This is a genomic window from Pantoea sp. UBA5923 (assembly GCF_002431095.1).
Classification (GTDB): domain Bacteria; phylum Pseudomonadota; class Gammaproteobacteria; order Enterobacterales; family Enterobacteriaceae; genus Pantoea; species Pantoea piersonii.
This window is the reverse complement of sequence record NZ_DJDN01000048.1, coordinates 1,183-15,786: the sequence shown is the minus strand read 5'-3', so window position 1 is coordinate 15,786 and position 14,604 is coordinate 1,183. Positions and strand designations below refer to the sequence as shown.

At 54.9% G+C, this 14,604-nt stretch carries 12 protein-coding genes; 10 read left to right on the top strand and 2 right to left on the bottom strand.

Features of this window, described 5'->3' with window-relative positions; all coding sequences use genetic code 11:
• Nucleotides 1-80: 80 nt before the first annotated feature.
• Nucleotides 81-1,301 carry an L-lactate MFS transporter gene (locus B3797_RS11505; RefSeq protein ID WP_311791136.1) on the bottom strand — a complete coding sequence of 407 codons (1,221 nt, stop codon included), beginning with the start codon at nucleotides 1,299-1,301 and terminating at the stop codon, nucleotides 81-83.
• A 275-nt stretch (nucleotides 1,302-1,576) separates the two neighbouring features.
• Between B3797_RS11505 and B3797_RS11500 the strand changes: the two genes are divergently transcribed.
• Complete coding sequence (locus B3797_RS11500) at nucleotides 1,577-1,813, top strand: hypothetical protein (RefSeq protein WP_084882889.1); 237 nt, start codon at nucleotides 1,577-1,579, stop codon at nucleotides 1,811-1,813.
• A 35-nt stretch (nucleotides 1,814-1,848) separates the two neighbouring features.
• Here the strand turns inward: B3797_RS11500 and B3797_RS11495 are convergent, their stop codons facing one another.
• Nucleotides 1,849-2,748, bottom strand: coding sequence for a DMT family transporter (locus B3797_RS11495; RefSeq protein ID WP_311782842.1), 900 nt, complete (start codon nucleotides 2,746-2,748; stop codon nucleotides 1,849-1,851).
• 202 nt (nucleotides 2,749-2,950) lie between these two features.
• On the opposite strand from B3797_RS11495, the gene B3797_RS11490 reads away from it, so the two are divergent.
• The 9 genes from B3797_RS11490 to B3797_RS11450 all read left to right on the top strand — a co-directional run bounded on the left by B3797_RS11490 (nucleotide 2,951) and on the right by B3797_RS11450 (nucleotide 14,321).
• Nucleotides 2,951-3,802: an AraC family transcriptional regulator gene (locus B3797_RS11490; protein WP_311791179.1), complete on the top strand. Its 852-nt coding sequence runs from the start codon at nucleotides 2,951-2,953 to the stop codon at nucleotides 3,800-3,802.
• 847 nt (nucleotides 3,803-4,649) lie between these two features.
• Nucleotides 4,650-5,144 (top strand): type VI secretion system contractile sheath small subunit, encoded by a 495-nt coding sequence (gene tssB / locus B3797_RS11485; protein ID WP_311782840.1) that lies wholly within the window; start codon nucleotides 4,650-4,652, stop codon nucleotides 5,142-5,144.
• A 30-nt stretch (nucleotides 5,145-5,174) separates the two neighbouring features.
• Entirely contained in the window at nucleotides 5,175-6,722 is a 1,548-nt protein-coding gene (gene tssC, locus B3797_RS11480) for a type VI secretion system contractile sheath large subunit (RefSeq protein WP_311791135.1), read from the top strand.
• 11 nt (nucleotides 6,723-6,733) lie between these two features.
• On the top strand, nucleotides 6,734-8,074 hold the full coding sequence (gene tssK / locus B3797_RS11475; RefSeq protein WP_311791134.1) for a type VI secretion system baseplate subunit TssK: 1,341 nt from the start codon (nucleotides 6,734-6,736) through the stop codon (nucleotides 8,072-8,074).
• Nucleotides 8,071-8,763 carry a type VI secretion system protein TssL, short form gene (gene tssL, locus B3797_RS11470; protein ID WP_311791133.1) on the top strand — a complete coding sequence of 231 codons (693 nt, stop codon included), beginning with the start codon at nucleotides 8,071-8,073 and terminating at the stop codon, nucleotides 8,761-8,763. The genes tssK and tssL overlap by 4 nt, the downstream gene beginning before the upstream one ends.
• Complete coding sequence (locus B3797_RS11465; protein ID WP_311791132.1) at nucleotides 8,760-10,463, top strand: OmpA family protein; 1,704 nt, start codon at nucleotides 8,760-8,762, stop codon at nucleotides 10,461-10,463. Before tssL ends, B3797_RS11465 begins: the two co-directional genes overlap by 4 nt.
• Before the next feature lie 6 nt (nucleotides 10,464-10,469).
• Nucleotides 10,470-10,961, top strand: a complete 492-nt coding sequence (tssD, locus tag B3797_RS11460) for a type VI secretion system tube protein TssD (protein ID WP_311791131.1) — start codon at nucleotides 10,470-10,472, stop codon at nucleotides 10,959-10,961.
• A gap of 211 nt (nucleotides 10,962-11,172) precedes the next feature.
• Complete coding sequence (locus B3797_RS11455) at nucleotides 11,173-13,560, top strand: type VI secretion system tip protein VgrG (protein ID WP_311791130.1); 2,388 nt, start codon at nucleotides 11,173-11,175, stop codon at nucleotides 13,558-13,560.
• Nucleotides 13,557-14,321, top strand: a complete 765-nt coding sequence (locus B3797_RS11450) for a DUF4123 domain-containing protein (RefSeq protein WP_311791129.1) — start codon at nucleotides 13,557-13,559, stop codon at nucleotides 14,319-14,321. The genes B3797_RS11455 and B3797_RS11450 overlap by 4 nt, the downstream gene beginning before the upstream one ends.
• Nucleotides 14,322-14,604: the final 283 nt, after the last annotated feature.

Sequence of the window (14,604 nt, the reverse complement as noted above, 5' to 3'; positions counted from 1 at the left end):
ATCGTATTGACGCAAAAGCGGCCCGCGCCTTTTCTGGCGCGGGCCGCTTTCTACTTCTGCGCTTCAGCCTGGCATTAACCTCAACTGCGCTGCAGCACCTGTTCGGTCAGCGGTTCGCGCTGCGGCAGTCGAATCATCAGTGACAGCAGCAGCGACATGACCAGCAGCGTCATAATCAGGCTAAAAGTCACGGTAAAGCCGCCGAACAGCGAGGCGATGAGCGAACCGAGTACGCTGCCGATGCCAAAGCCCAGGTAGAGCAGGCCATAGTTTTTGGTCAGGTTATTAAGACCGAAGAAATCGCTTACCAGCGACGGGAAGACGGTAATAGTGCCGCCGAAGCTGAAGGCGACGCAGGCCAGCGAAACAAAAAAGGTGGTCTCATTCATGCGGGTAAACAGCAGAATGGCCATTCCCGCCAGCGAAATAATCTGCGCCAGGGTGATAACCCGAATACGCGCCATCTTATCGGACAGGACGCCAAGCACCAGACGGCCGCTCAGGTTGGCGATGGCAATCGCCGTTACCGCGTTGGCTGCTGTTTGCGCGCTAAGATGCACCAGCCCTTCGCCGATATCTTTTGCAACGCCAATAACATAGAGACCGCTCATGCAGGCGGTTAAAAACATCAGCGCCAGCATCCAGTACTGCGGCAGGCGCACCGCCTGAGCCAGCGTATAGTCACGCGCCTGCCGGGCGGTTTGATCCGCTGCGCGCTGAACAGGCGCATCGCGCATCAGCAGCGCGCCCAGAATAATCATGCTCATCGCCGCCAGGCCCCAGATAATAAAGGTCTGCTCCAGACCGACCGCGCTCAGCAGCGCGCCGCAGATAAATTTAAAACCCAGGCTGCCCAGCCCGTAAGCGCCGATAGCGCAGGCGGAGATCACCCCTTTACGCTCGGGGAACCACTTCACGCAGTTCGACAGCGTCATTAAATAGCCAGCGCCATCGGCTAACCCGACCATTACGCCTGCGCTGAGATAGAGCATCATCAGATTATCGGCATGGGCAGTCAGCCAGAAACCGGCCGCCATCAGAACGCCCGCGCCGATAGCGACCCGACGCACCCCGAAACGTTCCTGGAGTTTGCCCGCCAGCGATGAGGCCACCGCCAGTCCCAGGCTGAGCAGCCCGAAAGAGAAGGCGACCTGACTGACTGATGCCTCGAGTTTAGAGGCCAGCTGACCGTTAAACAGGCTCCAGGTATAGACCGAGCCCAGCGCAAACTGGGTGATGACTGTGCCGATCAGGGTCAGCCACCGGGTGCGTTGATAAGAGGATGCTGTTATCTGCTTCATGATTTTTCTCTCCCGTCTGGGAATCTGGAAACTAACGCCAGATTAGGGCGAGGCTACGCGCGCGCGTAAAAAAAGGCATGAATGGAGGGAAACGCGTCATGAAATGCCGCTTTCAGGGTATGAACGGCAGCGAATCCGCTTCGCTAATATATGACCAATGCGACAACCTGATAATCATTGGTTACCTGACGTAAGCAGATGTGTCTCTCGACGGGTTTCAGCAGCAGAGTGACAGAATATTTGCCAGGCTTACAACTCACTTAACAGGAGGAAATATGAAAGACCGAGCATATGAATCCCTTAGCTGTGAGGATGAGGTACGCTGCATTATCGGTCAGGCAGTGATTGAGCTCAGCGATGAGCAGCAGCCTGTGACCAAATCTACACTGGCTTTGAAACTGCTCTCCATGGCCGACCAGGATAATGACGATGAGCGCGTGTTGCTTTACTGGATAGCGCGCAAGGCAATTAATCGGCCTCATCAACTGACACCTGTGCAGCGCCGGGCATGACGCTAAGCGGGGCGGGCAGCAGCCCGCTCTTCGCTTCACGCAGGGACGCGGGATCGCCGCGCTGGCAAGCGCGCAAACATCACCAGATTACCCGCCAGAATCATCGCTAATCCCACAAACCCTCCTGTATGCCACTGATACCCTTCATAGATCGTTGAGAGCGCCAGCGCCACCAGCGGAAACAGCAGCGTGCTGTAGGCAGCCTGACTGGCGCCGATGCGGCCGACCAGGGTGAAGTAGGCGCCAAAGCCGACGACAGAGCCAAAGATGGCCAGATACGCCACCGCACCCATCCATTGCCGGTTCCAGACCGGCTGCAGTGATTCGCCCTGCGATAAGGTCAGCAATGCCATCATCAGCGCGCCATAGAGCATCGCATAGCTGTTGGTCGTCAGCACATCGCGCTGCAAACGCTGATGGCGCAGGCTAATCATATTGCCCAGCGAAAACCCCAGCGTACCCAGAGCGCTCAGGCCGACGCCCCATAAAAGCTGCGCAGAGGCTTCGCTGCCGTGTAGATCGTGCCAGAAAAGCGCAACTATTCCGCCGATGCCGAGCATCGCAGCCGGCAGCAGGCGTACGGAAGGGCGCTGCCGGAAAAAAAGCCAGCCGTTAAGCGCGTTATAAAGCACCGCCATGGAGAAGATAACCGACTCCAGACCGCTGTTGATCCAGGCAGCCGCGTGATAAAAGCAGAGAAAATTCAGGCCGAAAACGCAGCAGCCCTGCAGCAGACAGAAGAGGTGATCGCGCGCCGTCAACGAACGCAGACGCTTAACTACCTTTAGCACAATCAGCATCACCAGCGACGCCACGATAAAACGCCAGAACACCGCCGCGCCGACGCTGCCGCTGCTTGCGGCCTGCTGCGCGTAAATCGCGATCCAGGTGGTGCCCCAGATAAGCACGACGGAAAGGTATAAACAGAGATTCATGGCACGCCTCCTTGAGCTGAGGCAGCAGTATCGCCAGTAAAGGAGGAACCGGCTTACATGGACTTGCGGCGCACTTGCAAATTCTTGCGCTTTTTTCGCCGTCGCGCCGGATAAGGCTGTTTTCTTTATGCGGCTCTTCATACACTGGGGATCTGTCAGCAGGAGAGCGCCCGTGAACACCCCGACCTATCAGACTTTTGATATGCTGCAACGCCATAAAGCCCAGCTGCGCCATCACGCCCGGCTTAATGACGGCACTCAGCTGGCGCACTGGTTCAACAGCGGCGATCGGGTCACTAATCTCAGCAATCACCATACTCTCAGCCTCTATATCGCTGACGGCTATGATACCTGGCATAAAACACCTTACGGCTGGCGGAACGGTGGCGGCCCGGATCGCTTCTGCCTGATGCCGTCTGGCGTGGAGTCCACCTGGGATCTGCGTTCCGATCTCTCATTTGTTCATCTCTATTGTACTGAAGCGCATCTGCGCCAGATGGCGGAAGAGATATGGGACCGCAGCCCGGCGCACCTTCAGCTGCACGAGAAGGTATTTGCCAGCGACGATCGCATTACGCAACTCTATCGTCATTTTCTGCTCAGCTGCGACTGGGCACAGCCCGCCAATCAGCTCATGCTGAGCAGCGCCTCGACCTTGCTGCTGACCCATTTGCTACAGCATTACAGCGATGTGCGGTGGCGCGCGCCGCAGACGCGGGGCGGTCTGGCGCCTGCTGTGCTGCGTCATCTGCTGGCCTTTATTGAAGCGCACCTCGATCAGCCGCTGACGCTGGCGCAGCTTAGCCAGCAGGCGTCGCTGAGCGAGTTTCACTTTGCGCGTATGTTTCGCCATTCGCTGGGCGAAGCGCCGCATCAGTATGTGATGCGGCGTCGCATGAAGCGCGCAAAAGAGATGCTGGCAGACAATTCGCTCTCTCTGACGGCTATCGCTTTCAGCTGCGGGTTTCATTCGCCCAGCCATTTCAGCAACCGCTTCAGGCAGATACATGGCGTCTCGCCTTCGGTCTATCGCAACAGCCAGCGTGGCGTATAAGCCGGACGCTATTCTTTCTGAACTCTGAGCAGGGCGGATATAACGCCTGAGAAGGGTAATCCCGCCGAGAGTAGCCTTTAAACTGATATTCCCCTGTTCAGAAAAACGAAATTAATTCAACGCTTAACAAAACCCGTTAGCCTTCTTGCCAGATAAAAACGCATAGAATCATTATATTCTGAAGCTGGGTGGGTTAAATATATTTCTTATTCTTAACGTTATCCTTTCGTCCGCCTTTCTTTATACATGCGGAATAATAGCATTTTGCAGATAGAAAAATATCCATTCAAATTACAGCTCGAACTTAAAGAGAGTGTAGCTGTCTGAATATTTGCATTCTCATTTTGCAATATTTATTATCCCGAAGCGGGAAAATGATTGTCTTTTGGCAATGAGTTTTCCGTTTGTGATGGCTTTTGGTCGGTCATGGACGCGACTGATAATAAGTTATTGATTCAGGTAACTTCAAATTATGGCTTATTTTATAAGAGGGAGCCCCTTAATCCTGGCTGGAAAGAATCTGCTGGTTAGCAACGAGTGGTGGGGCGTATCTGCTTACCTGTACAGTGGTATTTTTCTATTTATTTCAGTAAGTAAAGCGCAATGCGGCAGGGTTTTAATCAGGGTCTTTTTTGCAGGTCAGAGCGCTAAGCAGAAGTTTTAAAGTGGTCAGGTAATCTCTCCGGGCTAATAACTTTTTATTAACTTCGTGTGCAAAACATTTAATAGTTTCTAATAACGGGTTAAATGTTTGGTGGTTTGATTCCTGGAGATTCATTGCTCTATTATCTCGGCTGCAAAAGCATTGCGATCCCTGTCAAATAGCAATTCAATGAGGAACAGAATAATGGCTGATAGCTTCCAGAGCGAAGTGCCTAAAGCACGTATTAACCTTAAGCTCGATCTCCATACGGGCGGGGCAACTAAAAAGACGGAATTACCGCTGAAGTTACTGATTGCAGGCGATTTTAGTCATGGTCAGGAAACCGCGCCATTATCGGAGCGGAAGAAAATAAACGTAAATAAAAACAACTTTAACAGCGCGCTTTCTGAATATTTTCCAAAAGTGAATCTCACCATTAAGAATACGCTGGCTAACGACGGCAGCGAGGAGAATATCCACCTGGGTTTTCGGGATATGAAAGATTTTACGCCGGAGCAGGTGGCGCGGCAGATCCCACAGCTTAAAGCGATGCTTGCGATGCGTAATCTGCTCCGCGATCTGAAAGCGAATTTGCTGGATAACCAGGCTTTCCGTAAAGAGCTGGAAAAAATCCTGCTCGACCCGGCGCTGAGCGCGGAACTACGCAGCGAGTTGTCAGCACTGGCACCGAAGGCTTAACGGCATCAACAAGTTAATGAATGAAAGGGAATGCTTATGACTCTTCAAAATGAAAATGCGGCTGGCGGCGAAAGCCTGGTGCAGGAGCGTCCGGAAGCGGGCAGCGTTTACGCTTCGTTGTTCAGGAAAATCAATTTAAACCCCGTCTCAAAACTGAGCGCGCTGGATATCTGGCAGGATGCGCAAGCCATGTCTGACGCTACCGCCGATGAACGTCTGACCGCCGGCATGCAGGTTTTTCTGGAGTGCCTGAGCAAAGCAGGCTCAACCGTCAGGAAGCTGGATAAAACCCTGATCGATCACCATATCGCCGAGCTGGACTACCAGATTAGCCGTCAGCTTGATGCGGTGATGCATCATGAAGATTTCCAGGCCGTGGAGTCGCTGTGGCGCGGCGTAAAGTCGCTGGTAGACAAAACCGATTTTCGTCAGAACGTAAAAATCGAGCTGCTCGATCTCTCTAAAGAGGATCTGCGGCGAGACTTTGAGGACAGCCCGGAAATTGTCCAGAGCGGACTCTATCTGCAAACTTACGTAGCGGAGTACGACACGCCGGGCGGCGAACCCATCGGCGCGCTGATCTCCGCCTGGGAGTTTGACGCCTCCGCGCAGGACGTCGCGCTGCTACGCAATATCTCCAAAGTCGCCGCCGCCGCGCATATGCCATTTATTGGCTCCGCTGGCGCGAAATTCTTCCTGAAAGAGTCAATGGAAGAGGTGGCAGCCATTAAGGATATCGGCAACTACTTTGACCGCGCCGAATACATTAAGTGGAAATCTTTCCGCGAAACTGACGACTCTCGCTATATCGGACTGGTGATGCCGCGCGTGCTGGGGCGTCTGCCATATGGCCCCGATACCATCCCGGTGCGCAGCTTTAACTATGTCGAGGAGGTCAAAGGCCCCGATCACGACAAATATTTGTGGACCAACGCCTCGTTTGCCTTCGCCGCCAATATGGTGCGCAGCTTTATCAACAATGGCTGGTGCGTACAGATCCGTGGCCCGCAGGCGGGCGGCGCAGTGCAGGATCTGCCGATTCATCTCTACGATCTCGGCACCGGCAACCAGGTCAAGATCCCATCAGAGGTAATGATCCCGGAAACCCGGGAGTTTGAGTTCGCCAACCTTGGCTTTATCCCGCTCTCCTGGTACAAGAACCGCGACTACGCCTGCTTCTTCTCGGCGAACTCTACCCAAAAACCTGCGATCTACGATACCGCTGACGCGACCGCCAACAGCCGTATCAATGCGCGCCTGCCTTACATCTTCCTGCTGTCACGCATTGCTCATTACCTGAAGCTGATCCAGCGGGAAAACATCGGCACCACCAAAGATCGCCGCCTGCTGGAGCTTGAGCTCAACACCTGGGTGCGCAGCCTGGTCACTGAAATGACCGATCCGGGCGATGAACTTCAGGCCTCGCACCCGCTGCGCGACGCAAAAGTGGTGGTGGAAGATATCGAGGACAATCCCGGCTTCTTCCGCGTGAAGCTGTATGCGGTGCCGCACTTCCAGGTAGAAGGCATGGACGTCAATCTGTCGCTGGTTTCTCAGATGCCGAAGGCGAAAGCGTAAGGCGGTAAAAGGTGAAAACAGAACAACCGCTGTGGGGAAGAGGCATTTTGATCTCGCCCCAGCATTTTCAGCAGCAGGCCGCTTATGCGGCCTGGACAACGGAATGTATTGCGCAGATGGGGCTTAGTCATCCCTGGGGCATCATCGCTTCCTCTTTTGAAACCGAGATGCTGAAGCTGGGCCGTTTACAGGCCCGGCATCTGCATCTGCGCTTTCAGGACGGCACGCTGATTGATACGAACAATGCGGATGCCTTGCCGCCCGCGCTTCCGCTGGATGACGCCGCGCATAACGCTATTGTAGTGCTGGCTCTACCGCTGATGCGCGCCAACGGTGGCAACTGTCTGAAGCCTGATCAGGTGGCGGAACGGCCGGTGCGCTATCGCCAGCGCTGGCGGGATATTCGTAATCTTTTCGGCGATGACAATCAGCAAATCGCTGTTATGCAGCCGGAGCTGACGCTGCGATTTGCGCACCAGGATAACAGCGAATATCTGACCTGCCCGGTTGCGCGGCTGCAACAGGATTCTCAGGGTAGCTGGACGCTGGATGACACGTTTTTACCGCCGCTCCTGACGATTAGCAGCAGCGGCTGGCTCGTCGCTCATCTTGATCAGCTTATGACGCAGCTGCGCGCGCGGCTTAGCCGACTGATGGCGATGCGCCGCGAGAGCAATGAACGTATGGCGGATTTTGCCGTGGCGGACGTTTCTCTGTTCTGGCTGCTGAATGCTTTAAACAGCGCCGAACCGGTGCTGGGTCTGTTTCAGCGCTGTCCGCAAAGCGCGCCAGAACGTCTCTACCCGGAACTGGCGCGGCTGGCGGGCAGCCTGCTGACCTTTTCGCTGGAGCACCAGACCAGTGCGATCCCCCTCTGGCAGCATACCCAGCTGAACAGCGTCTTTCCGCCGTTGTTTAATCTGCTGAACGATCTGCTTGAAGCGAGCCTGCCGTCGCGCGTCGTGGCGATTGAGCTGGAGCATGACAAGCGAATGCGCCAGTGGCTTGCCCGGCTGCACGATCCACGCCTGCGCGAAGGTGCGGATTACTACCTTTCAGTACGTTCTCCGCTGCCTGCCGCTCAGGTACAGGAGCAGTTCCCACGGCAGTGCAAGATCGGCAGTCCCGATTATGTCACCAGCCTGGTGAACGCGTCCCGTCAGGGGATCCCGCTCAAGCCCCTTCATCATGTGCCAGCCGCCATTCCGCTGCGTCTGGAGAATCAATATTTCATGCTCGATCTGTCGCACCCCGCTGCCCGGGAGATGCTGGAGAGCGGCGCCTGCATGTTCTATATGCCGGGCACGCTGGGCGATCCTGAACTTGAACTTTTTGCGGTGCTGAGAACATGAATGAAAGCAAAAACAGAGCCGTTGCGCCCGTTGATATTGATGCGTTGCTACAAGATACCTGGCTGCAAGCGATCGGCCTGCGTCACGGCCTGAAAATCAACGAAGGAGAGGGCCGTCTGCTGTGGGAGCGCTGCGTGGAGGATGTGGCGCGCGTTCAGGAGTCGCTGCAAGCGGCCGGGCTGGATGAAGTAAGCCGTCAACATATTCTCTACGCTCAGTGTGCGCTGCTTGACGAGGTGGTGAAAGGGCGCGGCGTACAGGATGATGCCTGCCTGCAATGGTATGACATCCCGCTACAGGGACATTTCCTCGGCACGATGGAGGCTGGCGACAAGCTGTGCGAGCGTATGCGAGAAGCGCTGCGCGATCCCGCATCAAACCTGGCCGTACTCACCTGTTTTCATCGGGTCATGCTGCTGGGGTTTCTCGGCGAATACTCCCGGCCTGACGATCCTGAACGCGTAAAACTGATAAACGCCTTAAGCAAACGCGTTAAGCCTTTCAGGTATCAACAGGCAGAACCGATCCTCGCTCCATCCCGAACCAGACGCCGGTTTGGCGGTTGGCTGGCGGCCTGGCCAGCACGTATCGGTCTTGGCGTTCTGCTGCTGGGAATGCTGTGGCTGGGGCTTGATTACTGGCTCGATCACATCCTGATCGCGCTGTTGCCAGCCGGGGCGATGAAATGAGTGCGACACAGCATCGTATCCTGGCGCTGTGGTTCGCCGTACTGGCCAGCCTGGTTTGCCTGGCTTTTTTGCCGCTCTCCCACCGCGCCTCTTATTGCCTGTTGCTGGTCATTTGGCTGCTGGCAGGCGCGGCATGGTTCTGGGCCAGGCGTCAGCAGTCGCTGGCGAGCAGCGACCTCTCCGCGCTGCCGGACGCGGCGTACCGGCAGCCAGTGGTGCTGGTTTGTGGCGATCTGGCACAGAGCTGGCCAGATAAGGCGCCCGTCATAACCTCGTCGCGAGGCTGCTGGATCCAGATACGTGACGGCCAGGCGCTGGATCAGGCAGTTGAGCAGCTGCTGCGACAGCGGCCCGAGTGGGGACGCCAGCTGTCGGTGATGATTACCGTTTCGCCTCAGCAGCACGCTGATATGGATCGCCTGACCAGCCATCTGCTGGCGCTGCGCTGGCAATTTGCCCGGCTGCGACGCATCACAAGGCAAAGCGTGCCGCTGATACTGCATGGCCTGGTGGGCATGCGGATGGTGAATGAGACGATCTGGCTCAGCACCACCCCCGAAGAAGGTAGCCACGTCTGGCGTGAGGGGCAACTTTCATCCTCTGTCGCTCCGTGGATCGCTACTGGCAGCACAGTGGAAATAGAACAACAGGTCTTGATGAACAGCCTGACGGCGTGGTTCCGCCAGCATATCGTGGCGCGGTTTACCGAGCCGCATCCCGATATTCCGAGCCTGACGCCCGCGGCGATGCTTTGTCGAATTGAACCGTATCGCCCGGATGTATTGCCATCTTCTCTCTGGACGAACTGGCTGCAACAGCGCACAGCAATCGCGCAGGCCGCGGGCTGGCAGCCAGCCGTAAATCACCCGCCGCTACAGACTGCGCTGCCTGACTTTATTTTGCCGCTGCTTCCAAAAGGGAAGGGGATAACGTCGTGGCAGCGCGCATGGCGAGCTGGCTTCACGCTTTTTATCCTGGCTGCAACCGCCGCGCTATGCAGCAGCGGCTGGAATAATCACCAGCTTCTGCAACGGGTGAGCGCTGATATCCGGTATTACAACCGTATCGCGATGGATGATCTCGACGCGAAACGCGCGGCCGTTGAGCAACTGCGCCAGGATGCGGCGCAGCTGGACTTGTGGGCGCGTAACGGCGAGCCGATCCGCCTGAGTCTGGGGCTTTATCATGGCGAACGGTTGTACAAACCGCTGCTGAACGCCATCCGCTCATACGTGCCGCCTGCATCACCTGCGCCTGCTGCGAAACCTGCGCCGCATCCCACCATTGTGCGTCTCGATAGCCTCTCTCTGTTTAATCCCGGCAAAGCCGAGCTGCGGCCCGGATCGACGAAAGTGCTGGTGAACGCCCTGGTCGATATCAAGGCCAGACCCGGCTGGCTGATAGTGATAGCGGGACACACTGATAACACCGGTAACCCCAAATTAAACCAGGCGCTCTCCCTGAAGCGCGCTGAAGCGGTACGCGGCTGGATGCGAGACACCGGCGACGTGCCGGAGAGCTGTTTTGCGGTGCAGGGTTACGGCGACAGCCGCCCGGTGGCCGACAACAACACTGCGGAAGGGCGCGCGCTCAACCGTCGTGTCGAAATCAGTCTGGTGCCACAGGCAGACGCCTGTCTGGTGTCAGATCCCCCCCAGGCGTCGTCGGAGGACGGCGTTAACAACCATGAAACGGAGTAAATCATTATGGCAATTCCTGTTTATCTGTGGCTGAAGGATGACGGCGGCGCGGACATTAAAGGTTCAGTGGACGTGCAGGATCGTGAGGGCAGCATTGAGGTGCTTGGACAGGAGCACAACATCTATATCCCGACTGACAACAATACCGGCAAGCTGACCGGTACGCGCATCCATACCCCTTTCAAGTTCACCAAGGAGACCGACTCATCCAGCCCTTACCTCTATAAGGCCGTAACTACCGGCCAGACCCTGACGTCGGCGGAGTTTAAGTGGTACTGCATTGATGATGCGGGCCAGGAAGTGGAGTACTTCAATACCAAACTCGAAAACGTGAAGGTCGTGAAGGTCAACCCGGTGATGTATGACGTAAAAAACCCCGCCTACGAGAAGCATAACCATCTGGAACTGGTTGAGCTGCGCTACGAAAAAATCACCTGGACCTACAAAGACGGCAACATCATTCATTCCGATTCCTGGAACGAACGCGCTACGGCGTAGCTCGGCTGCGGGCAGGGCAACCTGCCCGCTTTTTCGCCGGACGCCTGCGTCGCGGGTTTCCGGCCAAAAATATCCTGAAAATCTGACCCGATGCGTCTGGGCTGCGGCGACGGGCGGTAGCGTGTCCGACTGCCGCGGCGATAACACGGGAAGATCTGCTCGAATACGGCGTATAGCATCCGCGCGTACGCATTTTATTCAAGGAATGAACATGACAACCACTCCACTCTCCCTTCTTTTCAGCCATAACCACCACCTGCTGACGGTAAAAGAGTGCGCCTCTTTACTGGACATACTCGCTTTTGAAGGTGAGGAAGCCCTGAGCCAGCCCTTCCGCTACCGCATTGAGTTCACGTCTCCCGACCACGCTATCAGCCAGAAAATGATGCTGATGAAGCCCGCCTCGCTGACTTTGCAGGCGCCGGTTTCGCCCGCTTCCGGCGACAGCCTTCAACAGCCGCTGCGGGTAGTGCAGGGCGTGGTGACCAGCTTTGAGCGATTCGGCACGTCAAAAGATGAGACGCACTACGCCCTGACTTTACAGCCGCGCCTGGCGCTGCTTGATCGCTCTCGTCAGAACGCTATCTATCAGGACATGTCAGTGCCGCAAATCGTGGAAAAGATCCTGCGCGAGCGCCACGGGATGCGCGGGCAGGACTTTCTCTTTTCGCTGGCGCAGACGTATCCGCGCCGGGAGCAGGTGATGCAGTACGGGGAGGAGGATCTGGCATTCATCACCCGTCTACTGGGTGAGGTGGGCATCTGGTTCCGCTTCACTACCGACACGCGGCTGAACATCGACGTAGTGGAATTTTACGACAGCCAGGCGAGCTATAAGAGAGGGCTGACTCTGCCGTCAGTACCACCGTCCGGCCAGCACTCAGCGGGGATGGATTCTGTCTGGGGGATGAAATGTCATCACAGGGTAGTACCGAAGCAGGTGAGCACACGCGACTATAACTATCGGCTGGCGACCGAGGAGATGGACGGCCAGGCGGAAGTTACCGGAGAGGACGCCACAACCTACGGCGATGCCTACCACTACGCCGACAACTACCTGACGCGGGGCGACGCTTATGACCGCAACCCTGCGCCAGAGACCGGCACGTTTTACGCGCGGATTCGCCACGAACGTTATCTGAATGGCCAGGCCAGACTGACCGCCATTACCAGTTGCCCAACGCTGTCTCCGGGGCAGGTGCTGAAAATTACCGGCGGCTACGAAGTTGCCGAGGCCTTCAGCAGTGGCATGCTTATCACCGGGCTTAGCAGTCGTGCCCGCCGTGACCGGGGCCTGGAAGTTTACCTGAGCGGGATCCCGGACAGCCCAACCTATAGCTTCCGTCCGGAGCCTGGCCCACGTCCCGTGATGGCCGGCACGCTGCCGGCGCGAGTGACCAGCACCACAGAGAACGACAGCTACGCGCATATCGACCGGGACGGACGCTATCGGGTGAATATGCTGTTTGACCGGGATGAGTGGAAAAGCGGATTCGAGAGCCTGTGGGTGCGCCTGTCGCGGCCCTATGCCGGAGACACTTACGGCCTGCACCTGCCGTTACTGGCAGGCACAGAAGTAGCGATAGGGTTTGAGGATGGCAACCCGGATCGCCCCTACATTGCCGGTGTGCTGCATGACTCAGCGCACCCGGATCACGTCACCATCCGCAACTATAAGCGCAACGTGCTGCGCACCCCGGCGAATAACAAAATCCGGCTCGACGATACGCGGGAAAAAGAGCACGTCAAAATCTCAACGGAGTATGGAGGTAAAAGCCAGCTTAACCTGGGACATCTGGTGGATGCAGAGCGGCAGAAGCGGGGCGAGGGCTTTGAATTACGCACTGATGCCTGGGGCGCCATAAGAGCGCAGAAGGGCATCTTTATCAGCGCAGATGGTCAGACGAAGGCGCAGGGCGATGTGCTGGAGATGGCCTCAGCCATTAGCCTGTTAAAAGGTGCCGTTAATCAGGTTACGGCGTGGGGAAACATTACACAGACGCACCACAACTTTTCACCTGATGCGAACTCACTGAAAGAACTTGTACAGGGGACGAGCCAGCTAAATGAACCCACTATTTTACTCTCTGCCCCAAAAGGTTTTTCAGCCGTCTCTGCGGAAGCTACGTTACTCCATAGTGGGAAAGGCCTCTATCTACAAAGTCTGGGTGAGGTAAATATAACTACGGCGCAACGACACGCGGTGAATGCCAGTAAAGCGGTATCTATGCTGGCACAACAGGAAGGAATGCGTCTGGTTTCTGCAAAAGGGCCACTGGCCATTGAATCGCATGCAGATACGCTGGCCCTGAAATCTCTAAAAGATATTACTGTCCAGTCTACACAGGGACATTTACAAATTACGTCGAAAAATGGCATTACGATTGGATGTGGCGGGGCTTATATACGGCTTACTCCTGAGGGAGAGATTGAGATTCATGGGCCGGGGAAAATAAGTTTAAAAGGACAACATGATCTTCAGGGGCCAGCAAGTGAAGACTTTGCATTACCTGAGTTGCCATCATCTGTTTGCAAAGAGTGTTTAGAAAGAGCGCAGGCAAGGGCGCAGGGTTTCGTACCAAGGGAGAATAACTCATGAGAGAGGTAAATTGCTGGCTTGATAAAGTCCAGGAAAACTGCCGGCAGATGGGGCTGGAATATATCGATATTATTGTTGATCAGTGTGGTCTGAGTTTTTCAGTTATCCCTGCATTTGACTTTTTGTTTCCTGAGTTAGAATGGCATTCTCTTTATGAAGGCTTACCAGAGAATATCTTTCTTGAGGATGCTCCCCTGCTAATGCGTATTGATTTAAACGAAGATCAGCAGGTAATGTGGTTATACGATCTTGCTCGTAACGTTTATCTTACCGCACCGTTACTGGCTATCTGTTCGTCATGGCCATTCTCAGAGCTTTCTTCATGGCTGGGAAGTTGTGTGAGTGCCAGTCATGAAATGCGTGAAGGGATATTTCGCTTTTGGGATACGCGGATATTGCGCTATTTATTTACGCATATACTTGATGAAACTCAGCAGAACCAACTTCATACACCTGTGCTTTGCTGGAGCTGGATGAATGAGGATGGTGAGCCGGAAATATTTACTGGTCAAGATAATATGTCAGGCAATGAAAAGCCACAGAAGATAGTTTTTAACGATAAACAGTTTGAAATGCTAATGTGTCTTTGCGATGCGAAGGTTTTTCTATCCGACCAAGTATTACCAGAAGGTATTTTTCCAGGAAAAAAAGCTGAATTTAGTGCCTGCTTTGAGGCCATGCTTGCTGCAACTAATCAAGGTGTTCTTTTAGAGAAAGATCGTTATGCCTGGGTCTGTAACTATCTATGTCAATCAAAGTGAACAACATTTTATCTTAGTCTTATTTTTAAGGCGGGGTGTCTTTTGTTATATTTGTAAAAAATAGAGGTGGCAATAAGTAGTATTTCGATTGGAATCGGCGTTCTGTTAAGTTCTTTCATTAAATAAGGCTAATAAAAATTTACGACAGGAATAACCAGGAAAACAAATTTCCTGTCAGCTAAATTTTTAAATAAAGGGACTTTGAAATGACTATCAGGCTTTTACCGGCATTGCTTTTATTACTGATGCTGACCGGCTGCAATCCTTTTGCGGAAGACGACGC

Coding starts and splice junctions, on each gene's coding strand:
- B3797_RS11505 (WP_311791136.1), bottom strand. CDS start 1,301: ATGAAGCAGATAACAGCATCCTCTTATCAACGCACCCGGTGGCTGACC.
- B3797_RS11450 (WP_311791129.1), top strand. CDS start 13,557: ATGAGAGAGGTAAATTGCTGGCTTGATAAAGTCCAGGAAAACTGCCGG.
- B3797_RS11490 (WP_311791179.1), top strand. CDS start 2,951: ATGCTGCAACGCCATAAAGCCCAGCTGCGCCATCACGCCCGGCTTAAT.
- tssB (WP_311782840.1), top strand. CDS start 4,650: ATGGCTGATAGCTTCCAGAGCGAAGTGCCTAAAGCACGTATTAACCTT.
- tssD (WP_311791131.1), top strand. CDS start 10,470: ATGGCAATTCCTGTTTATCTGTGGCTGAAGGATGACGGCGGCGCGGAC.
- B3797_RS11495 (WP_311782842.1), bottom strand. CDS start 2,748: ATGAATCTCTGTTTATACCTTTCCGTCGTGCTTATCTGGGGCACCACC.
- tssL (WP_311791133.1), top strand. CDS start 8,071: ATGAATGAAAGCAAAAACAGAGCCGTTGCGCCCGTTGATATTGATGCG.
- tssC (WP_311791135.1), top strand. CDS start 5,175: ATGCTTATGACTCTTCAAAATGAAAATGCGGCTGGCGGCGAAAGCCTG.
- B3797_RS11465 (WP_311791132.1), top strand. CDS start 8,760: ATGAGTGCGACACAGCATCGTATCCTGGCGCTGTGGTTCGCCGTACTG.
- B3797_RS11500 (WP_084882889.1), top strand. CDS start 1,577: ATGAAAGACCGAGCATATGAATCCCTTAGCTGTGAGGATGAGGTACGC.
- B3797_RS11455 (WP_311791130.1), top strand. CDS start 11,173: ATGACAACCACTCCACTCTCCCTTCTTTTCAGCCATAACCACCACCTG.